This window comes from Asticcacaulis sp. P4_H10 (assembly GCF_056400965.1).
Genome location: NZ_JBFUKH010000010.1, coordinates 156,661 through 180,605 on the forward strand (window position 1 = coordinate 156,661; position 23,945 = coordinate 180,605).

General features: G+C 61.5%; 21 protein-coding genes and 1 riboswitch. Of the genes, 13 read left to right on the forward strand and 8 right to left on the reverse strand.

Annotated features, from left to right (window positions below):
• Positions 1-36: 36 nt before the first annotated feature.
• The 4 genes from AC1DON_RS18740 (at position 37) to purL (ending at position 5,508) form a co-directional block, all read left to right on the forward strand.
• Entirely contained in the window at positions 37-1,473 is a 1,437-nt protein-coding gene (locus tag AC1DON_RS18740; RefSeq protein ID WP_476936336.1) for an alpha/beta fold hydrolase, read from the forward strand.
• 166 nt (positions 1,474-1,639) lie between these two features.
• Positions 1,640-2,365, forward strand: coding sequence for a hypothetical protein (locus AC1DON_RS18745; RefSeq protein WP_476936337.1), 726 nt, complete (start codon positions 1,640-1,642; stop codon positions 2,363-2,365).
• On the forward strand, positions 2,362-3,240 hold the full coding sequence (locus tag AC1DON_RS18750) for a hypothetical protein (protein WP_476936338.1): 879 nt from the start codon (positions 2,362-2,364) through the stop codon (positions 3,238-3,240). The genes AC1DON_RS18745 and AC1DON_RS18750 overlap by 4 nt, the downstream gene beginning before the upstream one ends.
• Positions 3,241-3,291: 51 nt before the next feature.
• Complete coding sequence (gene purL / locus AC1DON_RS18755; protein WP_476936339.1) at positions 3,292-5,508, forward strand: phosphoribosylformylglycinamidine synthase subunit PurL; 2,217 nt, start codon at positions 3,292-3,294, stop codon at positions 5,506-5,508.
• Between the two features lie 4 nt (positions 5,509-5,512).
• Here purL and AC1DON_RS18760 read toward each other — a convergent pair whose 3' ends face one another.
• The 3 genes from AC1DON_RS18760 to AC1DON_RS18770 form a co-directional block, all read right to left on the reverse strand.
• The gene (locus AC1DON_RS18760; protein ID WP_476936340.1) at positions 5,513-5,953 is read right to left on the reverse strand and encodes a hypothetical protein; all 441 of its coding nucleotides are present in this window, start codon (positions 5,951-5,953) and stop codon (positions 5,513-5,515) included.
• A 124-nt stretch (positions 5,954-6,077) separates the two neighbouring features.
• Positions 6,078-6,872: a formyl transferase gene (locus AC1DON_RS18765; RefSeq protein ID WP_476936341.1), complete on the reverse strand. Its 795-nt coding sequence runs from the start codon at positions 6,870-6,872 to the stop codon at positions 6,078-6,080.
• 48 nt (positions 6,873-6,920) lie between these two features.
• Positions 6,921-8,261 (reverse strand): DUF4910 domain-containing protein, encoded by a 1,341-nt coding sequence (locus AC1DON_RS18770; RefSeq protein ID WP_476936342.1) that lies wholly within the window; start codon positions 8,259-8,261, stop codon positions 6,921-6,923.
• A gap of 107 nt (positions 8,262-8,368) precedes the next feature.
• On the opposite strand from AC1DON_RS18770, the gene AC1DON_RS18775 reads away from it, so the two are divergent.
• The 3 genes from AC1DON_RS18775 (at position 8,369) to AC1DON_RS18785 (ending at position 11,309) form a co-directional block, all read left to right on the forward strand.
• The gene (locus tag AC1DON_RS18775) at positions 8,369-9,280 is read left to right on the forward strand and encodes an aldo-keto reductase family protein (RefSeq protein WP_476936343.1); all 912 of its coding nucleotides are present in this window, start codon (positions 8,369-8,371) and stop codon (positions 9,278-9,280) included.
• A 79-nt stretch (positions 9,281-9,359) separates the two neighbouring features.
• Positions 9,360-9,689 carry a Grx4 family monothiol glutaredoxin gene (grxD, locus tag AC1DON_RS18780; RefSeq protein ID WP_476936344.1) on the forward strand — a complete coding sequence of 110 codons (330 nt, stop codon included), beginning with the start codon at positions 9,360-9,362 and terminating at the stop codon, positions 9,687-9,689.
• Positions 9,690-9,752: 63 nt separating this feature from the next.
• On the forward strand, positions 9,753-11,309 hold the full coding sequence (locus AC1DON_RS18785) for a tetratricopeptide repeat protein (protein ID WP_476936345.1): 1,557 nt from the start codon (positions 9,753-9,755) through the stop codon (positions 11,307-11,309).
• A 162-nt stretch (positions 11,310-11,471) separates the two neighbouring features.
• Here the strand turns inward: AC1DON_RS18785 and rpsD are convergent, their stop codons facing one another.
• The 5 genes from rpsD to AC1DON_RS18810 all read right to left on the reverse strand — a co-directional run bounded on the left by rpsD (position 11,472) and on the right by AC1DON_RS18810 (position 16,336).
• Positions 11,472-12,089 (reverse strand): 30S ribosomal protein S4, encoded by a 618-nt coding sequence (gene rpsD, locus AC1DON_RS18790; protein WP_476936346.1) that lies wholly within the window; start codon positions 12,087-12,089, stop codon positions 11,472-11,474.
• A gap of 129 nt (positions 12,090-12,218) precedes the next feature.
• Complete coding sequence (locus AC1DON_RS18795) at positions 12,219-13,541, reverse strand: hemolysin family protein (protein WP_476936347.1); 1,323 nt, start codon at positions 13,539-13,541, stop codon at positions 12,219-12,221.
• A 99-nt stretch (positions 13,542-13,640) separates the two neighbouring features.
• Positions 13,641-14,150, reverse strand: coding sequence for a hypothetical protein (locus tag AC1DON_RS18800; RefSeq protein ID WP_476936348.1), 510 nt, complete (start codon positions 14,148-14,150; stop codon positions 13,641-13,643).
• Positions 14,147-15,013: an S-formylglutathione hydrolase gene (gene fghA / locus AC1DON_RS18805; protein WP_476936349.1), complete on the reverse strand. Its 867-nt coding sequence runs from the start codon at positions 15,011-15,013 to the stop codon at positions 14,147-14,149. Before fghA ends, AC1DON_RS18800 begins: the two co-directional genes overlap by 4 nt.
• 213 nt (positions 15,014-15,226) lie before the next feature.
• Positions 15,227-16,336 carry an S-(hydroxymethyl)glutathione dehydrogenase/class III alcohol dehydrogenase gene (locus tag AC1DON_RS18810; protein ID WP_476936350.1) on the reverse strand — a complete coding sequence of 370 codons (1,110 nt, stop codon included), beginning with the start codon at positions 16,334-16,336 and terminating at the stop codon, positions 15,227-15,229.
• Between the two features lie 154 nt (positions 16,337-16,490).
• Here AC1DON_RS18810 and AC1DON_RS18815 point away from each other — a divergent pair, with 154 nt between their 5' ends.
• The 6 genes from AC1DON_RS18815 (at position 16,491) to metX (ending at position 23,828) form a co-directional block, all read left to right on the forward strand.
• A complete protein-coding gene (locus AC1DON_RS18815; RefSeq protein WP_476936351.1) occupies positions 16,491-17,309 on the forward strand; it encodes a HAMP domain-containing protein in 819 nt (272 codons plus the stop codon).
• 122 nt (positions 17,310-17,431) lie between these two features.
• Entirely contained in the window at positions 17,432-17,863 is a 432-nt protein-coding gene (locus AC1DON_RS18820) for a YciI family protein (RefSeq protein WP_476936352.1), read from the forward strand.
• A gap of 172 nt (positions 17,864-18,035) precedes the next feature.
• Entirely contained in the window at positions 18,036-19,277 is a 1,242-nt protein-coding gene (locus AC1DON_RS18825; RefSeq protein WP_476936353.1) for an RNA polymerase sigma factor, read from the forward strand.
• Positions 19,278-19,382: 105 nt separating this feature from the next.
• Complete coding sequence (locus AC1DON_RS18830; RefSeq protein ID WP_476936354.1) at positions 19,383-21,056, forward strand: methyl-accepting chemotaxis protein; 1,674 nt, start codon at positions 19,383-19,385, stop codon at positions 21,054-21,056.
• A gap of 138 nt (positions 21,057-21,194) precedes the next feature.
• Positions 21,195-22,523, forward strand: coding sequence for a Gfo/Idh/MocA family protein (locus AC1DON_RS18835; protein ID WP_476936355.1), 1,329 nt, complete (start codon positions 21,195-21,197; stop codon positions 22,521-22,523).
• A gap of 90 nt (positions 22,524-22,613) precedes the next feature.
• Positions 22,614-22,736: riboswitch (SAM riboswitch) on the forward strand.
• A 99-nt stretch (positions 22,737-22,835) separates the two neighbouring features.
• Positions 22,836-23,828: a homoserine O-succinyltransferase MetX gene (gene metX, locus AC1DON_RS18840; protein ID WP_476936356.1), complete on the forward strand. Its 993-nt coding sequence runs from the start codon at positions 22,836-22,838 to the stop codon at positions 23,826-23,828.
• Positions 23,829-23,945 lie beyond the last annotated feature (117 nt).

Sequence of the window (23,945 nt, forward strand, 5' to 3'; positions counted from 1 at the left end):
AAAGCATCTCCGGAATTACTTCCGGAGTATTTTCTTATGTGGCGTCGTATCGGACTGGCAGTTATCGCAACCCTGGCTGTGACGGGGTGTACCCAGAAGGACAAGGCGCCGGATACGATGGCGCTCGGCTACCACAAGGAAGCCTGCCCCGCGACATTGACCGACGTCAAGAACGCCGAGTGCGGTAAGCTGGTCGTTGAGGAAAGACGTGGCGCCAATAATGGCCGCACCGTCACCCTGCCCGTCGTCATCATCCGCGCCACCGCCGCCACCAAGAAGGCCGATCCGGTCATCTTCCTGCACGGTGGCCCGGGCGGCAGCGTGATCGCAGGCCTGCCGCGCCGCCTGGCACGCACGCCCAGCGTCATCACCGCCGACCGCGACTGGATCTTCTTTGACCACCGCGGTACGGGTCAGTCGACGCCGTCGCTCGATTGCGGCACCGCGCCGCTGTCCGACGCAGGCATCACCAGCGATGCAGGCGTAAAGGCGCTTCAGGACTGCGGGAAAAAATGGGCCGCCGAAGGCGTTGACCTCAGCCAGTACAATTCCGCAGTCATCGTCAAGGACATCCGCGACCTGCGCAAGGCATTGGGCATCACTACCTATAACCTCTACGGCGGCTCCTACGGCACGCGCGTCGCCATGGCCGTCATGCAGCACGACCCTGAGGGCCTGCGCGCCGCCGTGCTGAACTCGACCTGGTCGCCGGAAGGCATAGCCACCGCGCCCCTGCCCGGCCTGGTGTCGCAGGAGGTCCGTCAGGTCCTGGCCTATTGCGCTGCCGATGCGACGTGCAACGGCAAGTATCCCGATCTGGAGCGCCGGCTCGACACGCGCATGACCGAGTGGCTGAAAACCCCGGTCAGCAAGGATGGCCAGACGCACACGGCCGACGACATGGGTGCCTTCCTGCTTGAGACCATCTACAGCGACCGCGGCGCGCGCAGCCTGCCCATGTTGCTCGACGATATCCTGAAAGGCGATTACGCCAGCCTCATTGCATTCAAGACGGAATACGCCGGCTATACCGAAGGCCAGTTCCTGACAACCCTGTGCAACGAAGAGTTTTCCTTCGAAACGCCAGCCGCCGTGACCGCCGCGCTGAACAGCACCGATCCAATCGCCGTCGCGGTGTCGCGCGACACGCTGCGCTTCTTCCCGGCCTGCGAAGGCTGGGCGACCGGCAAGGGCGCGGCTGTCGAGAACCAGCCCCTGACCAGCGCTATCCCGACGCTCATGCTGTCGGCCGACATCGATGCCGGCTGTCCGGCCGAGATGTCCGAACAGGTCGTCACCCGCCTCAGCAAGGGCAAGAACTACATGTTCAGGAACCGCATGCACACCATCCAGGGCAGCGACTGCGCCAAGGCCATGGTCGCGCAGTTCCTGGAGACCGCTGATCCCAATGTCGATGCCAGCTGCATGGCCGACGATCGACCAACCTTTCCGTTCATCTACGACAAGAGCTGAGACGATTTAAATTTTGTCGCGATACTTAAACCGAAACCGCTCACACGTTCGGCGTATCGCTTCGTACCTGTGAAAAACCCTTATCGCGCCGCAATAATTCCATAATTGGCCGTCAGGACTGCTCCCTCTGTCGCGGGGGCGGTCCAGGCTCATTCAGGAACCCTGTATGCAGGACCCGATAACGTCGCTCGTCGTCCATCTGTTTTCCGCACCCGGCGTGGCCCTGTGGCTGGCGGGCGGCCTCCTCGCCTTTGCCGTCGGTCTGATCGTCCGGAGCGGATGGATCGGCTATCGCCCCCTGCGCTCGGCGCTTAATGACCGCTGGAACAAATTGTCGGCCCTGAACCTGCGGCATCTCGACGAAACGCAGTTCCCGGAAGTCGACCGCGTCTTCTCAAGCACCGACGTGCCCGAATTGACCGAAGGCTGGCTGCACTACCGCAGCCTGCTGACGCTCCAGCCCGACGGGCGCTATGCCACTTCGATCCACGCCGCCGAAGCATTCGACCATCTCGATGATCCGGCCAGGACACTGGAATGGTGGTCGAACATCCTGGTCGCCACGGGCCTTGTCGTGACCTTCCTCGGGATCGTCGCCGCGCTGAGTGAAGCGACAGCCACGATCGGCCAGGGCGCTGTGGCCGAAGGCGCCCTTCTCGGTCTGCTGGCAGTGGCTGCCACCAAGTTCTGGACGTCGATCGCCGGGGTGGCAGGCTCGATCCTGCTGCGCATTACTGCCCGCCACTGGCGGCGCCGCATAGAGCTGAACGCGCGCCTGCTGTTTACACAGCTCGACGCTGGCGTCGTCTTTCTGCCGCCGGAGAAGGCCCTGTTGGAGCAACTGAGCGCGCTCAATCGCATCGAGACGGCGTTGCAGGCGCGTGCGTCATGAGTTTGCGTCTGCGCCGAGTGTCTGCTCAACGCACGGAAACCACCGAGCCGGAGAGCGACTATATCGCCATGACCGACATGATGGTCGGCGTGTTGTTCATCTTCATCATCATGCTGTGCTTCTTCGCACTCCAGTACAAAAAGACGACCGCTACGCTGACCACCGCCAAGGATGCCCAGACGACGGCCCTGCTCCAGACGGCGAACGCCTTGAGCCCTGAGACGATCCGGGCCGAAATCGACCGCCAGGCGCATGTGGTCTGCCTGCCGGGAACCTTGTTCGGCGATACGGGCTCGGGCGAGACGCGCCGGTGCTTTGCCTATACCGGCGACAAGCCGGTCGCGGCCGACCCCGCAGACCGTCAGACGCAGATCGCTGCTGCCGACCGGGCGTCACTGATGGGGGCCATCGACAACGACATGCGCGGTTCAAGCGTGCCGGCTACGGTCGGCATCGACAATGCGACCATGGTCATGCCGGCGGACCGCGTGTTTGCCGCCAACAGCGCCACACTCACACCGGAAGGCCAGGTAACCGTGGCGCAGGTCGCCCGAAGCCTGAAGACGCAATTACCGTGCTATGCAGAAGGCGCGGTGTCAGCGAGCGGCTGCAGCAACGCTGCCCGCATGAACAGCGTCAATATTCAGATCAACGCCAGCTTCGACGCATTCACCGCCGAAGGCCGTGCTGCGTCCGCCCTGGCCTTGCAACGGTCGGTCGCTTTCCACGACGCCCTGGTTGCCGTGGCACCGGAACTCAGGCAATTGCGCAGTCCCTCCGGGACTGATCCCCTGCTGCGCGTTGCGAGCTATCAGCAATCGCGAACCGGCGGCCAAAATCAGGATCTCGTCATTCAGTTCGATATCACGCCGTAAGCCGCGTCTTTTCGGCTGACACGACAGGCTGAATCCGCTACATGCGCGCGCATGACCACAAGCACCGCCCCCGCGCAAAAAACCATGGCCCAAAAGGCCGCCGAATATGGCCTGAAGTCCGACGAGTATCAGGTCGTCCTCGACCGCCTCGGCCGCGAGCCCAATGACGTCGAACTGGGCGTCTTCAGTGTCATGTGGTCGGAGCACTGCTCGTACAAATCCTCGCGCATGCACCTGCGCAAATTCCCGGTAACCGGCCCGCGCGTCATCTGCGGTCCAGGCGAAAACGCCGGCGTCATCGATATCGACGACGGCCAGGCCTGCATCTTCAAGATGGAGTCGCACAACCACCCGTCCTATATCGAGCCCTATCAGGGCGCGGCGACGGGCGTCGGCGGCATCATGCGCGACGTCTTCACCATGGGCGCGCGCCCGGTGGCCCTGCTCAACGCCCTGCGCTTCGGCGATCCAGACCACCCCAAGACCCGTCGTCTGGTCGAAGGCGTTGTCGCCGGCATCGGCGGCTATGGCAATTGCGTCGGCGTGCCGACGGTGGCCGGTGAGACCAACTTCCACAGCGGCTATAACGGCAACATACTGGTCAACGCCATGTGCGTCGGCCTGGCCGATGCCGACAAAATCTTCTATTCGGCCGCACCCGAGCCCGGCCTGCCCGTCGTCTATTTCGGCTCCAAGACCGGCCGCGACGGCATCCACGGCGCGACCATGTCGTCGGCGGAATTCTCGGAAGACTCCGAAGAGAAGCGCCCGACCGTCCAGGTCGGCGATCCGTTTGCCGAAAAGCTTTTGATCGAAGCGACGTTGGAGCTGATGGCTTCGGGCGCGGTTGCCGCCATCCAGGACATGGGCGCCGCCGGCCTCACCTCGTCGTCGGTCGAAATGGCCGGCAAGGGGGGGCTCGGCATTACGCTCGACCTCGACAAGGTGCCGCAGCGCGAAACCGGCATGACGGCCTACGAGATGATGCTGTCCGAATCGCAGGAGCGCATGCTGGCAATCCTCAAGCCCGGTCGCGAGGCCGACGGCCAGCGCATCTTTGAAAAGTGGGGCCTCGACGCCGCCGTCATCGGCGAAACCAATACATCGGGCCATATCGTCCTGCTGCACAAGGGCGAGGTCGTCTGCGACCTGCCGCTGTCGCCGCTGTCCGACGACGCCCCGCTCTACGACCGTCCGTGGGTCGAGCCGGCGAAGGAACCTGAACTGAACGCTGGCGATGTCCCGGCGCACGATCTGAACGACGCCCTGCTGAAGGTCATCTCCTGCCCCGACGAAGCATCGAAGCGCTGGTTGTGGGAACAATACGACCGCCACGTCATGGCTGACACCCTGTCGGACAGCTCGACCGGCCACGACGCCGGCATGGTCCGCGTCCACGGCACCAAGAAAGCCCTGGCCGTCACCTCGGACTGCACGCCGCGCTACGTCAAGGCCAACCCCTATGAGGGCGGCAAGCAGGCCGTCGCCGAAGCCTGGCGCAACCTGACCGCCGTCGGCGCTGAGCCGATCGCCATCACCGACAACCTGAACTTCGGTAATCCGGAAAAGCCCGAGATCATGGGCCAGATCGTCCGCGCCATCGACGGCATGGCCGAAGCCTGCCGCGAGCTGTCCTTCCCGGTCGTGTCGGGCAACGTCTCGCTCTACAATGAGACCAACGGCCAGGCCATTCCGCCAACGCCGACCGTCGGCGCCGTCGGCCTGCTCAAGGACTACGACCAGCGCGTCGGCTTCAACGCCGTTCGTCACGGCCAGGTGCTGATCCTGATCGGTGAGACCAAGGGTGAGATGGGCTCGACGCTCTACCTGCGCGAAGTGCTGAACCGCGAAGACGGCGCCCCGCCCAAGGTCAATCTGGAAGACGAAAAGGCCAACGGCACCCTAGTGCGCCGCCTGATCAAGTCCGGCGTCGCCAAGGGCGTCCACGACCTGTCGGACGGCGGCCTGCTGTCGGCCGCGGTCGATATGGCGCTGGCCTCGAAAGTCGGCCTGGAACTGAAGAACCCGACAGACCTCGCCGACCACGTCTTCGGCTTTGCCGAGGACCAGGCGCGCTACTTGATCGCCGTCGATGAAGCCGCCGCGCATCTGGTGACGGCCCAGGCCGCCGAAGCCGACGTCAAGGCGTCCGTCATCGGCGTCGCCACGGGTTCGGACCTGACCTATGCCGGCCTGTCCTTAAGCCTTACAAAGCTGCGTGAAACGAACGAGCACTGGCTGCCGGCCTATATGGCAGGCAAGGCCTAACGCCTTACAGCGTCCCGATGCCCGTGATTTCCCACTTGCATCGGGTCGTGTAGCTGAAGCTCAGCTGAAGCTCGTCATTGGTATTGGCGTTGACGAAGACCGTGGCGCGCAGGTTGCGTTCGTCCAGTTGTGCGTCGGTCGGCCCGCTGCGGAAGAAGTGGCGCAAGGGACCGGCCTTGTTGCCGCAGGAAAACAGATCGCAGTAATAGCCGGTCTTATTGGCAAACTGGCTCGACAGGGCGGCATGCGACACAAACGCACCATCCGCGCCGATGGTCACGCCATCGTGGCTGATCAGGTTCAGCAGGGCCGACGGATTGTTGCCGGACACGGCCGAAATCGTCGATGATACCGTGCGCTTCAGCGATGCATCGTAATTGCGATCGCAGGTCTGGCCGTTGGCCTGGGTGATCAGCGACATGGCCAGAACAATCCCGATACCCATGGCCGCTCCTGTTTTCAGCTTGCTGTCCATCTTGTCACCCCTGCTGCGTCGGTTAACTATAGCGCAGCTTGCGCCACCGTCAAAACATACGGCACAGCGCTTGAACCGGCGATGAACAAAGGGATTAAAACTGGCGGGTGAGCTTCGGCTCGGTATGGCCGAACCGGCCATCGAGGTAGTGATCGACGATACGATCGCCGTAGACCTCATAGATCAGGTGCAGGTGCTCAGGCCGCCAGTCGACCGAGCGCCAGATACGCCCTGTCGTCCCCTGTTTATGCGGCGCTCTTGTGTTGCCGTCGGACACAACGCGCATCAGTTGCGGCATTTCCTGCCCCAAAGCCGTAACCGCCCGGCAGGCCAGGTCGTGCAGGCCATCGCCGCGGACCAGTCCAGCCACGCTCTGGTGGACGACCGCCCCTCCATCGATGGCTTCGGTCGTCTCGTGCATCGTCATGCCGGTCATCTGGGGTTCAAGGAAATAGCTCGGCCAGAAGTGCGTTGTCACGCCGCGATACCACGGCGACAACCCGCCATGGATATTCCATTTGCGCGGACACGAGATGCCGTTCAGCGTCTCGGGCGTCAGTTTATGAACACCATAGGACAGCACCAGATCGGGCTTGAGATCGTTGATAAAGGCGACGGTTTCCGGCGTGTTGAGCGCATCGATGGTGACATCGCGTTGTGCCGCCTTCGGCAGGACCGTGCCGCCGAAAAAACGCCGCTCGGCATCGTCGCGTGCGGCAAAGTGCTTGCGAAACAGGCTGCGCGTCTCGAGCGGAATGTCGAGCGGCGGCTCCGGAATAAAGCTTTCGCGCTGTTCGATGACCAGTCCGACCAGGACGCCGGCGGCCTGCAGGCTGCGCGCCATGAAGGCGTGACGCGGATGCGAGCCCGTTAAAAAGACGACTTTCATGTGCGGATTCAATATGCTGTTCTCGGCGCGTTTGTGGCGGATGAACCGCTAAGTTTCCAATGCGGACTTGAGCAGCCCGCCATCTTCCAGCCGTGCGACGACCTGCAGAAGATCACGGACGCTACAGCCGGCCTTATCGGCAATGGCGATCAGGTCATGCGCACCATCACTGTAGTTCAGCACCGTCAGGATGCGCTCGAGGATTTTGCGGCCGTCGAAGACCTCGTCGCTGCTGGCGGCCCAGGTCGCGGCGGAATTAATGTTGGGGTAGAGCCCGCGCCGCCCCAGTTGCGGCTCGCCATACGGCGACAGATTCGTCCAGGGCCCAACCATGTCGAGCTCCTTCAGGAAGGCCTCGATCTCGTCGACACTTTGGACCAGCGCCTCGATCGTCATGAAATCCTTGCTGTCGAGCGAGTTGTGATAGCCGTCATAGTCGCCATAGGCGCAGCGGGCAAACTGGCCGACCGGCAGATTGAAACCGGGCGAGCAGTATTGCCGCTCATCCGATCCGCTGACCGGTGTAAAGGGCCTTAAACGCAGGGGCTCCCCCCGTCCCTGCCAGTGCCGCGCCAGGCGATCGACAGTCGCCGTTTCGCGGCGACTCGCCTTGTAGGTCAGGCTGCCTGGCCCACCGAGGCAGGTCAGGACCAAGCCAGCATCCATGCGCGTCATCAACGCGTCACCGTGCAGGTGCAGGTAACACAGACTGCCGATGGTTTCCGGGTTGAGCACGAAGCGGAAGCGATGACGGCGGCGCGGCCAGGCCTTGAGGCGATGATACAGGCCCAGCAGGACCAGCGGCCCGCTAAGCTCGTTATTGGCCAGCGACGGGTGACACAGATAGCTGGAGATCAGGATTTCGCGGTCGCTGCCGCCGTCGAGAAAGCTATGGGCCAATGGCACGCGGCCCTGGCTGAAGTCGGCATCGATGCGCACGCGATAGGTTCCGGGCTTCAGGGCCTGGCGTTGCGTCTGGCTCAGGCAGAAGCCCCAGGTGCGGTAATAATAGCTGGTGACATAGGGCACGGCGCCCGGTAGATGCGGCAGGCTGTGCAGGTGCGGCTGGAGGTCATCCAGGCTTAGCTGGCGATCAACACCTTCGGAATAGTTGACGACGTGCAGGTTGGACTGGCCGATGTCGCAGATCACCTCGCCATCCGGCCCCGTCAAGCATGCGCTGCGGCAGTTCCACTGCTGCGGCGTCTCCCAGTCGAAGACTTTCGTGCCCGACGCAACGCCAAAAATGTCGAGCGGCATGGCCTCGGCCATGATCGCCAAAGACTGCTCGATACCTTCACCCGTGATCGAGCGCATAAGCGGAAACAAGCGGTCGTACAGGGTGTCGAGCCGCGCATGATCGTCTTGCTGCTGCATGTCATAGGCCATGGGAAACTCCGGTCAGGGTGAGAGACTCAAGGTTCACCGTTAAAATTCCATGACCGCCCGGATCGTTATTAATGCGCTTTTAACGCAAGTCGGGCCATCTGAAAGGCATGCGTTATCGCCCCTTTGGACATTCCGGGATTGCCCTGTCGGCCGTGGGACTGCGGCTGTCAACGGCAAAGCTTGCCGGCAACCTCGGGCTGGCCGAAAAGCTGGTCATGGGCGGCCTGGAGAATGGCATCAATATCTACCATTTCGACGGCCTGAACCTGGAATTCCTGCGCCGCATGGCCGCCATCTTCTCGCTGGTCGACCGCAAGCTGCTGTTTATCAGCCTGGCGCCCGACACGCCGGGCGCACCTGGTGACATCGCCGACTACACCATGCCGGGCCTGAAAGAAAATCTGCGCGGCGCCATCAAGGATTCCGGCTTTCAGTGGCTCGACCTCCTGACGTTCGGCCAGCCCGGCGTCAACTACCTGCCGGCCGACAGCCTCCGTTTCCTCAAGGACCTCAAGCGCGCGCGCATGGTCCGCCATCTCGGCGCCACGGCGGGGGTCGGCGAGATCCGCCCTGTGGTCGAAAGCGGCGCCTTCAATGTCATCCAGACAGGCTTCGATATCGATTCGACGTGGGAAAAGCGCCACGAGATTGATTACGCCATCCGCCACGACATGTGCATTATCGGTTCCGACTTTTTCCCGGACATCTATCGCAAGGAGTCCGATGTCGTCCCGAAGCCGGCGCGCCGTGGATTCTTCGGCGGCAAGCCCGCCAATCCGCTGGCTGGCGCGGGCACGCACGCCTTCCTGCACCAGACCTCCGACTGGACGCCTGAGGAGTTGTGTCTCGGTTACGCCCTGTCCCTGCCGTCGCTTTCGTGCATCCTGATCGAGCCTGAAACACCGGAAAAACTGGAAACTCTGGCCATCGTGCCCGAGCGGCACCTGCCTTCCTCGGTCCCCGCCCAGATCGAAATGGCGCGTTTCACGGCGCACATCCCCAAAAGCGCCCAAAACTGAACGATCTGCTTGAACGGTCGGGCTGGATTTCCCGTGCCGCCTGCCCTATATGCTTCGATATTCTATAGGAGTACCGGCGATGAGCACCGAAGTTCACGATTTTATCGACAAGGCCGTCAAGGATCACGATGTGGTCCTGTTCTTGAAGGGCACGCCCGAGCAGCCGCGCTGCGGTTTTTCCAGCACGGTCGTCCAGATCCTGGACCATCTCGGCGTCGAATATGTCGGCGTCGACGTACTGCAGGACGAAGGCTTGCGCGAAGGCATCAAGGCCTACAGCGACTGGCCGACCATCCCACAGCTCTACCTCAAGGGCGAGTTCATCGGCGGCTGCGATATCGTGCGTGAGATGTTCCAGTCGGGCGAACTGAAGACAGCGCTCGACGAAAAGGGCCTGCTGCCGGCCTGATCCTACCTCTTTCCCGACGGCGCGAGTTGTCATATGCTACGCGCCGTAGCGGGGGGAACCGGGATGACTCTAAGATTACGATCTATTGTAACGGCCGGCACCTTGATGCTGGCCGTTTGCCTGTCTGCACTGACGGCGCCGGCAACCGCCGCAAGTAAATGGATACGAACGGAATCCGACAACTTTATCATCTACAGCAACGCGTCCGAGAAAACGACCCGGGACTATGCCAAGAAACTGGAAGCGTTCCGGGGACTGACCAATCTTCTGCTCGGGTCCGCGGATAAATCGGCCAAGGTCAAGTTCGATATCATTCTGTTGAACAATGACGACCAGATGCTGTTGGTCCGGCCTAACTTCTCCAAGCATGTCGCGGGCGTTTATTTTTCCTGCGGCGAAGGGAACAGCGCCTTCAGCGCACTACAATCCAGCAATGGCGATTTGCTGGACGAGCAGGACCAAAGCCTCGTCGTCCTCTTCCACGAATACAGCCACTACATAATGTCTCAGCACGCCAAATCCTATTATCCGGCGTGGTATGTGGAAGGTTTTGCCGACTTCCTGGCGACTGCGGCGCCGGAAAAGGGCAATATTACCATTGGCGAAGCCTCGCGAATGCGGACGTGGACCCTGGCGGAAGACCGGTGGATCGGCTTCGAAAAGGTACTGAAACCGACCTTCGGATTTACCGGGGACCGCAGCAACAACGAATGGGAAATTTCCAGTTTCTATGCCCAGTCGTGGCTGCTGACCCATTACATGCTGAGTGATTCCAACCGGGCCAAGATGCTGAACGCCTATTTCGCCGACCTGGGCATGGGCGGCGATCCGGTAACGAGTTTTGAAAGCCGCACAGGCCTCAAGGTCAAGGAACTCAGGACGACGCTGCAGCGTTATCGCGACAAGATGTATTATATGAGCTTGCCCATGGCAGACTATGCCGAGGCGAAAATCCAGACCACACAGCTTCCTGCCGACACGGACAACTTCATTCTCCAACGGTCCCTGCTTACCACCTGCATGCCGCCGGAGCAGGGCAAGGCGGTCCTTGCCCAATTGAGCGCGAAAAAAGCGCAGCTGGGCGGCAATATCGACTATCGCCTCGCCTTGGTCAGGGCGCATCTACTCTATGGCAATGTGACGGATGCGGAAGCGGAAATCGGTCCGCTGATTGACACGCATCCCGACAATTTCGAGGCCAACTATCTGATGGGCCGGATTTATTACCGCATGGCCCAGACCGCAAAAGGGCAGGATCGCAACGACCTGATCGATGCCGCCCGGGGATTTTTCCTGACGGCCTACAAGGTCAACAAGCTGAATGCGCCCAACCTTTACTCTGTGGCGCTAAGCTTTGAGAACCAGCCGGGCTTTCCTGACACTAACGCGCTCAATGCCGCCAATGGCGCCCATATCCTGGCACCGGGCGTGCCCGATTACGCTGTCTTCGCCGCCTTCGCAAATCTGAGTAACGGCAAGCGCGATGAGGCCGTAGCCATGTTGACCCCGTTCGTCAGCAATCCGCACGACCGGGCACAGGCCGAACGCTTCCAGAAAGCGATAGACGCCATCAAGGCGGGCAAGCCAACCCACGAAGCCATGCGCACTCTCGAACAATAATAAAAACCCCGGAAGCCAGGCTTCCGGGGTTTTTATATTCACGATAGCTCGTGTTGCTATGATGTGGCGAAAATGTCTGGCTTTCGAGACCCGAAGCGGAGCGTACTTGAGTACGTGAGCATCGGATCGCAGAAAGACGGGCATTTGCAGCCCGTCAGAGCATCACGACGAGTAATATTCGACGATCAGGTTCGGTTCCATCTTCACCGGGTACGGCACTTCGGACAGGCCCGGGGCGCGAACGAAGCGCGCCTTCATGCCCTTGGCATCGAGCTCGATATAGTCCGGCACGTCGCGTTCCGGCGACTGCAGGGCTTCGAGAACCAGGGCCATGCTGCGCGAACGCTCACGGACTTCGACAACGTCGTCAGCCTGTACGCGGTACGAAGGGATGTTGACGCGCTTGCCATTCACCAGGACGTGGCCGTGGTTGACGAACTGGCGGGCAGCCCAGACGGTCGGCACGAACTTCGAACGGTAAACAACGGCGTCCAGACGCGATTCCAGCAGGGCGACCAGGTTTTCCGAGGTGTTGCCCTTACGGCGATCGGCCTCTTCGTAGGTGCGCAGGAACTGCTTTTCAGTGATGTTGCCGTAGTAGCCCTTCAGCTTCTGCTTGGCCTTCAGCTGCAGACCAAAGTCCGAAACCTTGGACTTGCGGCGCTGGCCGTGCTGGCCGGGGCCATACGAGCGCTTGTTGACGGGGGACTTGGGACGGCCCCACAGGTTTTCACCCATGACGCGGTCGAGCTTGTACTTGGCGCTATGGCGCTTTGACATGTCGTACCTTATAAATTTATTCCAGCTGGCAACCCCATAAGGATTGCGATCGCAACGGCAGCGCGGAATGGCCCGTAATCATCCCCTGTAAAGAGGAAGCGCGGCTTATGGCAAAAAGCTTTGCACGAGTCAACCGTTGTCGAACACGGCTTCCTTGGGTTTTTCAACGCGCCGCGTGAACAACAGCTTGTCGATACGACGTTCGTCCATATCGACGATTTCGACGTCGAAATGCCCCAGCCGCACCTTCTCGCCCGCCTTGGGGATATGGCCTAGGCGGTGGAGGATCAGGCCGGCCACCGTATGATAGCCGCCCGAGGTCTCGAAATGGTCGCCAATCGTCTCCCCCAACTCGAACAGGTCGGTGCGGCCGTCGATCAGGAAGGAACCGTCCTCGCGCCGGAAGATCATCGGATCGTCGTCGTCGTGCTCTTCGTTGAAGTCACCTGCGATCATTTCCAGCAGGTCGGTGGGCGTCAGCACGCCTTCGATGCCGCCGAACTCGTTGACCACAAAGGCCATGTGGATCTTGGACGATTTGAAGGTCTCAAGCGCCTGGAGCAGCGACGTCGTTTCCGGGATAAAGATCGGCTCCTGGGTCAGGGCCGCGATGTCCAACGCTTCGCCCGCGAGAATGACGTCGGCGACGTCACGCTTGTGCAGGATACCAACCGGTGTTTCCAGGTCGTTGCCGCGTACGACGACCAGGCGCGAATAGGGACAGTTGCGGATTTCGTCGCGCACCGAGCCGTCCGCATCGTCGAGCGACACCCAGTAGACCTCCGGACGAGGGGTCATGGCGCTGCGGACCTGGCGGTCGGTCAGGCGCAGGACCTCGGTCATCATCGCCTGCTCAGCGGGCTCGAAGACCCCTGCGCTGGTGCCTTCGGCCAGGGCGCTTTCGACCTCTTCCTTGGTGATGGCATCGCCCTTTTTGTCGCGAATGCCGAGTATCTTGAGCACCAGGCTGGTCGAACCCGTCAGCAGGTTCACAAACGGCGTCAGCAGAAAGGCCATGAAGGACAGTGGCCGTGATACGGCGCCGGCGATCGTTTCCGGGAACAGCATGGCCAGGCGCTTGGGCACCAGTTCGCCCACGATCAGCGACAGGTAGGTCAGCAGGACGACGACGATGCCGGTCGATATGGCTTCGGCCGTATCCTCGCCTATGTGAGCCGTCGTGACGATTATCTTTTCCAGTTCCCCGGCGATCGTCGCCTGGCCATAGGCGCCAGCCAGGATGCCGATCAGGGTGATGCCAACCTGGACGGCCGACAGGAAGCGCGTCGGCTCCTCGGCCAGTTGCAGCGCCTTTTCGGCGCCCCGGTCGCCCTTGTCAGCACGGGTCTGGAGTTTGGCGCGGCGGGAAGAGACGACCGCAAGTTCCGACATGGCGAATATGCCATTGAGGAATATAAGCGCGAGCACAACAGCGCAGGCGAAGAGGAGCATTAAAGATGTCCAAGGCGATGCATACGCATCAGAGAGACACAGGTTAACGGAATCGCACGCGATCCCTTGTCACAACTGCGTGAAACGCGGTCTTATGCGTTATTTTGCTACCGCGGCGATGACGACCGTGGCCTTTGGGGCATTGGATATCTGCACCGTGTAGTGGCTAGGATCGAGCTGGAAATCGACCACCTTGCGAATCGTCGAACAATAGGGGCCGTGGCCGTGGCCCGACGATTTAACAACCTTGCCGTCGCGGACAATGTCGATCCAGCCGGCCTGATCGAGCCCGATCGTGTAGACGCCGGCCTTCTCGACAGTCAGCATGAACAGGCCACCAAAGGTGCCACCTGTGACCTTCTTCGGTTGGACGCTATAGTTTATTGAACCTGTGGCCTTTAGCGGGGCGTTGTAAGCCTGGCCGAGCCGGATTTCCGGCTGGGTGGCCGGTGTCACCGCGGCTGGCACGGTTTCCGGCGTCGCCCAGTCGCTCCAGGCCGCCGGCAGGGCCGAGTTCAGCGCGGTCGAACAGACGGGTTTGACCGCGTCGTCGGCAAAAGCCCCGCAGGGCATCACGGCTAGGAAGGCGATAGCGATCAGCCGTTTCATGCGTCTACTTCCTCTGCGGCCGCCGCCTTCAGACGTTCGGCGTGGAAGGCCAGGTGATCGTCGATAAAGCTCTGGATGAAGTAGTAGGAGTGGTCGTAGCCAGGCTGATAGCGCAGGGTCAGCCCCTGCCCCGAAGCTGCGGCGGCCTGTTCGAGCAACTGCGGCATCAGTTGGTTGTCGAGGAAGGGATCGGCCTGGCCCTGATCGATCAATATGGTGTCATAGGCTTTACCCTTGCCTTCCGCGATCAGCAAGGCCGCGTCATAGCGTTCCCAGGCGACACGGTCACTGCCCATATAGGCGATCAGGGCCTTCTCGCCCCACGGCGCACGCATGGCCGAACTGATCGGCGCAAAGGCCGATACCGAATGGAAGAGATGGGCGTGGTTCATAGCGATGGTCAGCGCACCATGGCCCCCCATCGAGTGGCCGGCAATGCCCCGGCGCTGTGGATCGGCCGGAAAGTTGGCCTCGACCGTCTCGATCAGGTCCCTGGTGACATAGGTTTCCATCTGGAAGTTGTTCTTCCATGGGCCCTGGGTGGCGTCGACATAGAAGCCGGCGCCCTGGCCCAAGTCACCAGCTGGATCGTTCGGCAGGGTCGATCCGCGCGGGCTGGTATCCGGCGCGACGACGATCAGGCCCAATTCGGCGGCCTTGCGGTAGGCACCGGATTTTTCGGTGAAGTTGTTGGCCGTGCAGGTCAGGCCCGATAGCCAGTAGAGCGTCGGCAGCTTGCCCTCGGCATCGGGGACGAAGATGGTGAAGGCCATCTGGCCGGTGACCGCCGCGCTCTTGTGGCTGACGAAATAGAGGGTGCCGCCGTGCGTGCGGTGCTGTTCGGTGATCTCGATCTCGGACATGGCCGGCCCTCTTCAGAATGCGCCTGACACGCTTACACGGCAAGGCGCAGAAATGTCAGCGGAAATCGAACGGAAACCCGCAAGTTTTCAGTAAGGCAACGCGCCCAGAGCTTGGTCACCCGACAGTAGGCCTCGCCCACCGCCTTCGGCGGCCCCCCTCCCCATAAATGGGAAAGGGGGGCATCTGCGGAGCAGATGTTGGGCGGGGCCTCTTTAGAACACCACCACTGACCGAATGCTCTCGCCGGCATGCATGAGGTCGAACGCCTTGTTGATGTCTTCCAAGGCGAAGGTGTGGGTGATCATCGAATCGATCTCGATCTTGCCGTCCATATACCAATCGACGATCTTCGGTACATCCGTGCGGCCCCTCGCTCCGCCGAATGCCGAGCCCTTCCAGACTCGGCCAGTGACCAGTTGGAACGGACGTGTCCTGATCTCGGTGCCCGATGGCGCCACGCCGATGATGATGCTCTCTCCCCAGCCACGGTGACAAGCCTCAAGCGCCGTCCGCATGACATCGACGTTGCCGGTGCAGTCGAACGTATAGTCCGCGCCGCCACCGGTCAGTTCGACCAGGTACGCGACCAGATCGCCGGAGACCTTGGTCGGATTGACGAAATGGGTCATGCCGAAGCGCTTACCCCACTCGGCCTTGCTGTCATTGATATCGACACCGACGATCTTATCGGCGCCGACCATCTTCAGGCCCTGGATAACGTTGAGGCCGATCCCGCCGAGTCCGAAGACGACCGCGTTGGCACCCGGTTCGACACCGGCTGTATTGACCACCGCGCCGACACCCGTCGTCACGCCGCAGCCGATGTAGCAGGCCTTATCAAAGGGCGCATCGTCGCGGATCTTCGCCAGGGCGATTTCCGGCAGCACCGTATGATTGGCGAAGGTCGAGCAGCCCATATAGTGATGGATCGTCTGGCCCTTGTACGAGAAACGCGAGGTATTGTCGGGCATCAGCCCCTTGCCCTGCGTAGCGCGGATGGCGGTGCACAGGTTTGTCTTACGCGACAGGCACGACTTACACTGGCGGCATTCGGGCGTATAAAGCGGGATGACGTGATCGCCGGGCTTGAGCGAGGTTACACCGGCGCCAACTTCAACGACAACGCCCGCGCCTTCGTGGCCAAGAATTGAGGGAAACAGGCCCTCACTGTCGAGACCGTCGAGCGTGTAGGCGTCGGTATGGCATATGCCGGTGGCCTTGATCTCAACCAGAACCTCTCCGGCACGGGGACCTTCCAGGTCGACTTCGACGATTTCCAGGGGTTTCTTGGCTTCGAAAGCAACAGCGGCGCGGGTCTTCATGGCATTTCCCTTTGTAAGAGATGTCAGGCTTAGGCAGATGCGTTTCCCGCGTCAACACCATAGCGGCGTTACGGCCACATGCTACCGCAGACGGGTTATTAATCAAAGAGTTGTAGGCTCAGACACCCCGGTTCAGCATTCCCCTGTTGCATACATGATGACCATCAAAGCCAAGATCCTGTCGCTTGTCGCTGCTTTCGCCGTGATGGCCATGGCCATAACCGGTCTTAGCCTGCTGACCATGGCGCATTATGACAGGGTGATCGCAGATTATACGCGTGCATCCAACAACGCCTTCCGCGCCGAGCAGCTGAATCTGCTGCTGTCCAAGGGCGTCATTTCAGTTCGCAACGTCTACATCGCCAAGACACCGGAACAGCTTGAAGCGCGCATAGCCGCTATGGACGCCCGCATGAGAGAGGTCGATAGTCTGCTTAGGGCGTGGAAGGCTGACCTGGAGCCCGGCGAAATCCCGCAGTTCGCTGCCATCGAGAAGGATGCCCGTGTCGTCATTGACTTCACCGGCAAGGTCGCCGAGGTGGCGCGCACAAAATCGCCGCGCGAAGCCGAGCGCCTTGGTGCGACCGACGGCGCCCTGGCCTGGCGTGAAGCCTTCCAAGACCGGCTCGACGCCATGGTCACCGGCATCAAGGCCACTCTCACCAATCGCCAGACCCGGCTTGAAGCCTACCAGGCCCAGCGCAGCCGCGATTTCGTTGTTATTGCGGGCTCTGGCATCCTGCTGGTCCTGCTGGCTTCGCTGTGGGCGGCCATCCGTTCGATCGCCAATCCGCTCAACCGCGTGACACAATCGATCATGAAGCTGTCCGAAGGCGCCTATGACACCGCCATTCCGGCCGCCAAGGGCCAGGACGAAATCTCACGCCTGTGGGGCGCCCTGAGCATCCTCAAGGCCCATGCCATCGAAGCCAAGAAGATCAACGACCAGAAGCTGGAACTGCATCTCGACTAAAAAATCGCGCCGTCGGAAAATTTTTCAGACCGGCTGTCGATTCTCGCATCTCCCGTTCGATGAGGTTACATAGCCGGTGCTGATGGTCAGCCCCCCGGCAGCCAACCTCAAAGGAGATGCATATGAAAGTCATCGTTTTCGTCAAGGCGACTGCCGATTCCGAAGCCGCTCGTCCCCCCAGCGTCGAGCTGATGACGGCCATGGGCAATTACAACGAAGAGCTCGTCAAGGCCGGCATCATGCTGGGCGGCGAAGGCCTGAAGCCTACGTCTTTTGCCAAGCGCGTCCACTTCGATGGCGCTGACCGCACCGTGATCGACGGCCCCTTCACCGAGACCAAGGAACTGGTCGCCGGCTTCTGGATCTGGGAAGTCCGCAGCATGGAAGAAGCCGTCGAATGGGTAAAGCGCTGCCCCAACCCGATGTTCGGCCCCAGCGATATCGACATCCGCCCGATGTATGGCATGGACGATTATAAAGAATGGGACAAGGACGGCGGCTGGCTTGAACAGGAAGAGCGACTGCGCGCCGAGATTGAGGCCAAGAACGCTTAGTTGATCAAGCTCAGACGCCGCATGGCGCCTCGCCCATAGCGAAGCGCTAACGCTTCGCTCCCTTGAGCGCAAAGCCTCGGGCGGCCAAGATCGTTTTTTGGCGGCCTTGCCAAGCGCTTTCACCGCTTGGAATCTCGCTTGGCTTCTCTAAAAATCTGAATATGGTCCGGGCATGACCACAGCGATTGCCCGGACCATCGACGCCATCTGGAAGATGGAAGCCGCACGCATCATCGGCGGCCTGGCCCGCAGGGTCCGCGACGTCGGCCTGGCCGAGGACCTGGCGCAGGACGCCCTGATTGCCGCGCTGGAACAATGGCCGGCCAAGGGCATTCCACCCAATCCCGGCGCCTGGCTGGCCATGACGGCGAAGAACAAGGCGATCGACCGCCTGCGCCGTGACGCCAATCTGCGCCGCAAGCTCGATGAACTGAGCCATGAACTTGATGAGGCCACCATGCCCGCCGATATCGCGGAAGGCATTCAGGACGATGTGCTGCGGTTGATTTTCACCGCCTGCCATCCCCTGCTGCCGCATGAAGCCCAGATCGCCCTCACCCTGCGCATCGTCTGTGGCCTGACCACCGAAGAAATCGCCCGCGCCCAACTGGTGCCCGAAACGACCGTCCAGCAGCGCATCGTCCGCGCCAAGAAGAAGCTGGCCGACGCCGGTATCGGCTTCAGCGACATAGCCCCCGAAGATTTCGATATCCGGCTGGGCGCCGTGCTCCAGGTCATCTACCTGATCTATAATGAAGGCTATTCGGCTTCGAGCGGTCCGACCTACCTGCGCCTGTCACTGTGCGAGGAAGCGCTCAGGCTGGCGCGTATGCTGGTACACATGGCCGGGGACGAGGGCGAGATCCACGCCCTCTTGGCCCTGATGGAGCTGCAGTCGTCGCGCGCCCGTGCCCGGACGGACGCCACGGGGACGCCCATCCCTCTGCCCGAACAGAACCGCCATCAATGGGACCGGTTGCAGATCGCGCGCGGGCTGAAGGCACTCGAAGCTTCTCGCAAACTTGGCGGTCCGCCCGGCGTCTATTACCTGCAGGCGGCGATCGCCGCGTGTCATGCCCGCGCTGTGACGGCCGACGCCACTGACTGGCCGCAGATTTCGGCGCTCTACAGCCTCCTTTTCGAAATGACTCAATCTCCCGTGGTAAGGCTTAACCACGCGGTCGCCGTCGGCATGGCCTATGGTCCTTTGAGCGGTCTGCAACTGCTGGCCCCGCTGCAAACCGAAGCGGCGCTTAAGGACTATCATCCGCTGTGGGCCGCGCGCGGAGAGCTTCTTTATCGGGCCCAGCGTCACGACGAAGCCCGTCGCGCGTTCGAGACGGCTGCCGCCATGACGCGCAATGCGCCTGAAAAGACAGCCCTTTTGGCGCGCGCGGCCGCCTGTGCGGGATGATTGCACGCCTGAAGGGAATTCGTCACCTTCCATTAACTGTAACCGGCTTATAACAGCGAAATCTCGCTGTAATAACAGCCGCTTATAGTATGGGAGTACCCCCAAATGACGATCAAGTCGCGCATCCTCCTGCTGGTCGGATGTTTCGCATTGATGGCCGCAGCCGTCACCGGCCTGGGCCTGCTGACCATCCAGGACTACAACCGTATCCTGCGTGAGGTCTCAGAGGCGCATGAAAATGCCTATCGCGGCGAACATCTCAACCGCCTGGTGACCGCGGCCGTCATGGAATCGCGCGGCGTCTACATGTCCAAGGACATCGAAGAGGCCAAGAAGTATGCCGATGGCGTCGACAAGAACCTCGACAAGATCCAGAAGCTGCTCGGCGAATGGCAGCCCGCGCTGAGGCCGGGACAACTCCCCGAATTCGACGGCGTGAAAGCCAAGGCCGACGAATTCACCGGCTTCCGCCGCGAACTGGCGCGCCTCGGCCGCGACGTATCGCCCGAAGCCGCCAACGTCCAGGGCAATAACGAAGCCAACCGCTCCAACCGCAAGGCCTTCCAGGAAAAGATCGACGCCATGGTGGCGCATATCCATACCAACCTGGAAGCGACCGAAGCCAAGCTGGTCGCCTACAAGGAAAAGCGTATCTGGCAATTCCTGCTGATCGCCGTTACCGGCATCCTGGCTGTGCTGGGGGCATCGTTGTGGGTCGCTTTCCGGCAGATTTCGCGCCCGCTGCAGCACGTCAGCGAAAGCGTCGTGCGCATCGCCGAAGGCGCCTACGACACCGCCATTCCGGAAACGCGCGGCAAGGACGAGATCTCGTCGCTGTGGCGTTCGATCCGCACCCTGCGCGACCAGGCGCTGGAAGCCGAGACGCTGAAAGCCCACCAGCGCGAGGAAGAAGAGCGTATCGCCATCAACATGCGTGAAGAACGCCTGCGTATCGCCGGCGAGTTCGAACAGAGCATGGGGGAACTGGCCAACCGTTTCGCGACCTCCTCGCGCACGGTCGCCGACCAGGCCCGAACCCTGTCGCAAAGCGCCGACGACGCTTCGGCCCGGACCGAATCAGTCAACCATGCCGCCATCGACGCCGCCAACAACGTGTCGAACGTCGCCGCCGCCACCGAAGAACTGTCGGCCAGCGTCGGCGAGATCAACAACCAGGTGTCGCGCACGTCTGAAATCACCCAACTGGCCGTCGTTGAGGCCCAGAAGACCGAAGCCGCCATCCAGACCCTCAACACCGCTGCCAACCAAATCGGCGATGTCATCAACCTGATCCAGGCGATTGCCGCTCAGACCAACCTGCTGGCGCTCAACGCCACCATCGAGTCGGCCCGCGCCGGCGATGCCGGCAAGGGCTTCGCCGTTGTCGCCTCGGAAGTGAAGCAACTGGCCCAGCAGACCGCCCGCGCCACCGACGATATCCGCGCCAAGATTTCGGAAATCCAGTCGGCGACCTCAGCGACGGTCAGCTCGATCGATACCATCGTCAAGACGATCGAAAACATCGGCAGCCTGACGACGGGCATCGCCGCCTCGGTCGAACAGCAGGGCCTCGCGACCAATGAAATCGCCAACAACACCAACCTGGCCGCGACCGGCACGATGGAAGTGACCGGCCACATCTCGGGCCTCAGCCATGCCGCTTCGGCGACCGGCACCGCCGCGCAGTCCCTGCTCAGCCTGTCCAACGACCTGGAGCGCCGCTCCGAGGATCTTCAGGCCGAAGTCTTCGACTTCGTTGGCCGCCTGCGGTCGGCATAAAATCCACCGAATATTTCCGCTTAAAAGCCCTGCTTCGGCAGGGCTTTTTTGTTGCGTCCCGCTCGATGCGGTAATTCCGCTTTACAAACGGCGAAGGCTGGTATCGATTACAAAAAACAAATGCCTCAGGGGGCAAACATGTCATCATTCAACCGCCGCAGCTTTATCGGTGCCGCTACGGGCGCTTCCACCCTCGCCGCCGTCTCCGCCCACGCGGCGACCAAGGCCAAAAAGGCCGCCCCCAGCGACCAGGTCAATATCGCGCTCATCGGCGCCAAGGGTATGGGCTGGTCTAACATGAAAGCCCACCTCAAGGTGCCGGGCGTCAATGTCACCACGCTGTGCGACATCGACGACAAGGTGCTGGCCGATCGCGGCACCGAGCTTCAGGGCATGACCGGCAAGGCGCCAAAGATCGTCCGCGACTATCGCCGCGTCCTCGACGACAAGGATATCGACGCTGTTATCATCGCCACGCCGGACCACTGGCATTGCCTGATGGCGGTCGACGCCTGCTCCGCCGGCAAGGCCATGTATGTCGAAAAGCCGCTCGGCAACTCGATTGCCGAATGTAACGCCATGGTCGCCGCCAAGCAGCGCCACAAGTCGGTCGTCCAGGTCGGCCAGTGGCAGCGGAGCAATCAGCACTGGGCCGACGCCATCGCCTACGTCCATTCCGGCAAGCTGGGCCGTGTGCGCATGGTCAAGGTCTGGGCCTACCTGCCGTGGGCGCCGATTGTCACGCCACAGCCGGATGGTCCGGTCCCCGCTGGCGTCGATTACAATATGTGGCTGGGGCCAGCGGCGGAGCGCCCCTTCAATCCAAATCGCTTCCATTATAATTTCCGCTGGTACTGGGACTATGCCGGCGGCCTGATGACCGACTGGGGCGTCCACCTGATGGACATGGCCGTGCTGGGCATGAAGGCCGGGGCACCGAAATCGGTCATGGCGCTGGGCGGCAAGTACGCCTATCCCACCTCGGCAGCCGAAACACCGGACACCTTGTCGGCGCTCTACGACTACGGCGACTTTTCGCTGCAGTGGGAACACAGCCAGGCCATCGGCAACGGCTATTACGGCCGCGAACATGGCGTCTCCTTCATCGGCGAGAACGGCACACTGGTCGTCGATCGCGGCCAGTGGATGGTCCTGCCGGAAAAGGCCGACAAGACCGGCGCGCTGAAGATCGAAGCCGTCGAGCCGATAAAGCCTTCCGATAACGGACTGGACAAGCATGCGGCCAATCTGATCGCCTGTATCAAGGACCGGTCACTGACGCCGAACTGCACGATCGAAGACGCAGCCAATACGGCCATTGTCTGCCAGATGGGCAATATCGCCTATCGTACCAAGGACAAGATTTTCTGGGATCAGGCCTCGGGCCGCTTCGGCGATAATGCCTCGGCAAACAAACTGATTACCCCGACCTATCGCGCCCCGTGGAAGCTGCCGCCGGTCGCATAAAGCGCTGTCCGGCTGGGAAAGCGTCAAGAGAGGCCGGGGTTCGCCCCGGCCTCTCTTGACGTCCTGGCAAGATATCGGGCATATTGTGGTTACTCATCGAGACCAGCCGAGGGATAGGCCCAACGACGCTGGGGCAACCGCTGACATATTCAGTATGGTGCCAACTCCTACGGGGCTGCCCAAGCCGTTTGCGCCATTGGCGCAAGTTGCGGAAAAGCAAAAAAGCCCTGATAGATGAGACGAAGAACAGCGCCGTATGGCGCGTGCTCTCCCGTCTGGTCTCGATGACAGTATCTTGCGACCGGACACACCATGAACGCCCTGCATTTTGACTTTGCCAAGCCCGACCTGATCGGCACTGACGTCGTTGCCATTATTCCCGACGATTTTCGCCTTCAAAGCGGCGAGAAGCTTGAGCAGACGAACGTTATCGCCCGCGTCTACGGTCCGGCCAACGCCCCCGTCGTCGTTGCCGCCGGCGGCATTTCGGCCGGCCGCGTCCTGTTTGCCAAAGAAGACACGACCGATACCGCACCTGGCTGGTGGGAAGGCGTTGCGGGCCCCGGTGAGGCGCTGGACCTCAACCGCTACCGCGTCATGTCGATCGAATTCGCGCCGCAACTGCCGGCCAGCCGTGTCTACACCATTACCACACACGATCAGGCACGCCTTGTCCGGTTGCTGCTCGACCAGTTGGGCACGCAAACAATCTTTTCCTTCATTGGCGCATCCTACGGTGCGATGATCGGCCTGGCCTTTGCAGAGCTTTATCCGGACGATGTCGAGCGCCTCTGCATCATCTCGGCGGCGCACCGCGCCCATCCGATGTCGACCGCCTTCCGTGGCCTTCAGCGCCGCCTCTTGCAGTTCGGCAAGGACAATGGCCGTCCACAGGAAGGCATCTCGCTGGCCCGCCAGCTGGCCATGACGACCTATCGTTCGGACGCCGAGTTTTCAGAACGGTTTGACGGGGCACCGCCGCCGACCGCAGGCGGCAACTATGTCGTCTGTCAGTACCTGCGCGCGCGCGGCGACGCCTATACGGCTACCGATGTTAATCGCTGGATCTCGATGTCCGACAGTCTGGACCGTCACCGCATCGATCCGTCGAAGATCAAGGCACGCGTTTATCTCGCCGCCGTCCCTACCGACCGCCTGGTGCCCTATGCCGACATGAAGTTCCTGCATGAACATCTGGCGGACAGCGTCTTCATCGACTTTCCTTCGCTCTACGGCCACGACGCGTTTCTGAAAGAAATCCCGCTGGTGTCAGAGATCGTGAAGCAATCCCTTCTCCCCGCTTGAGGGGAGAAGGTGGCCCAAAGGGCCGGATGAGGGGTCTCTTTCAGCCGGCACAAACCCCTCACCCGGCTTGCTAAAGCAAGCCACCCTCTCCCCTCAGGTGGGGAGAGGGGAATATGG

Excerpts from the sequence above, each read along its gene's own strand:
- metX (WP_476936356.1), top strand. The coding sequence starts at position 22,836 with ATGAACGCCCTGCATTTTGACTTTGCCAAGCCCGACCTGATCGGCACT.
- rpsD (WP_476936346.1), bottom strand. The coding sequence starts at position 12,089 with ATGTCAAAGCGCCATAGCGCCAAGTACAAGCTCGACCGCGTCATGGGT.
- AC1DON_RS18785 (WP_476936345.1), top strand. The coding sequence starts at position 9,753 with ATGACTCTAAGATTACGATCTATTGTAACGGCCGGCACCTTGATGCTG.
- AC1DON_RS18810 (WP_476936350.1), bottom strand. The coding sequence starts at position 16,336 with ATGAAGACCCGCGCCGCTGTTGCTTTCGAAGCCAAGAAACCCCTGGAA.
- AC1DON_RS18815 (WP_476936351.1), top strand. The coding sequence starts at position 16,491 with ATGATGACCATCAAAGCCAAGATCCTGTCGCTTGTCGCTGCTTTCGCC.
- AC1DON_RS18760 (WP_476936340.1), bottom strand. The coding sequence starts at position 5,953 with ATGGGTATCGGGATTGTTCTGGCCATGTCGCTGATCACCCAGGCCAAC.
- AC1DON_RS18750 (WP_476936338.1), top strand. The coding sequence starts at position 2,362 with ATGAGTTTGCGTCTGCGCCGAGTGTCTGCTCAACGCACGGAAACCACC.
- AC1DON_RS18820 (WP_476936352.1), top strand. The coding sequence starts at position 17,432 with ATGAAAGTCATCGTTTTCGTCAAGGCGACTGCCGATTCCGAAGCCGCT.
- AC1DON_RS18800 (WP_476936348.1), bottom strand. The coding sequence starts at position 14,150 with ATGAAACGGCTGATCGCTATCGCCTTCCTAGCCGTGATGCCCTGCGGG.
- AC1DON_RS18825 (WP_476936353.1), top strand. The coding sequence starts at position 18,036 with ATGACCACAGCGATTGCCCGGACCATCGACGCCATCTGGAAGATGGAA.
- AC1DON_RS18740 (WP_476936336.1), top strand. The coding sequence starts at position 37 with ATGTGGCGTCGTATCGGACTGGCAGTTATCGCAACCCTGGCTGTGACG.
- AC1DON_RS18835 (WP_476936355.1), top strand. The coding sequence starts at position 21,195 with ATGTCATCATTCAACCGCCGCAGCTTTATCGGTGCCGCTACGGGCGCT.
- grxD (WP_476936344.1), top strand. The coding sequence starts at position 9,360 with ATGAGCACCGAAGTTCACGATTTTATCGACAAGGCCGTCAAGGATCAC.
- AC1DON_RS18745 (WP_476936337.1), top strand. The coding sequence starts at position 1,640 with ATGCAGGACCCGATAACGTCGCTCGTCGTCCATCTGTTTTCCGCACCC.
- purL (WP_476936339.1), top strand. The coding sequence starts at position 3,292 with ATGACCACAAGCACCGCCCCCGCGCAAAAAACCATGGCCCAAAAGGCC.
- AC1DON_RS18775 (WP_476936343.1), top strand. The coding sequence starts at position 8,369 with ATGCGTTATCGCCCCTTTGGACATTCCGGGATTGCCCTGTCGGCCGTG.
- AC1DON_RS18770 (WP_476936342.1), bottom strand. The coding sequence starts at position 8,261 with ATGGCCTATGACATGCAGCAGCAAGACGATCATGCGCGGCTCGACACC.
- fghA (WP_476936349.1), bottom strand. The coding sequence starts at position 15,013 with ATGTCCGAGATCGAGATCACCGAACAGCACCGCACGCACGGCGGCACC.
- AC1DON_RS18830 (WP_476936354.1), top strand. The coding sequence starts at position 19,383 with ATGACGATCAAGTCGCGCATCCTCCTGCTGGTCGGATGTTTCGCATTG.
- AC1DON_RS18795 (WP_476936347.1), bottom strand. The coding sequence starts at position 13,541 with ATGCTCCTCTTCGCCTGCGCTGTTGTGCTCGCGCTTATATTCCTCAAT.
- AC1DON_RS18765 (WP_476936341.1), bottom strand. The coding sequence starts at position 6,872 with ATGAAAGTCGTCTTTTTAACGGGCTCGCATCCGCGTCACGCCTTCATG.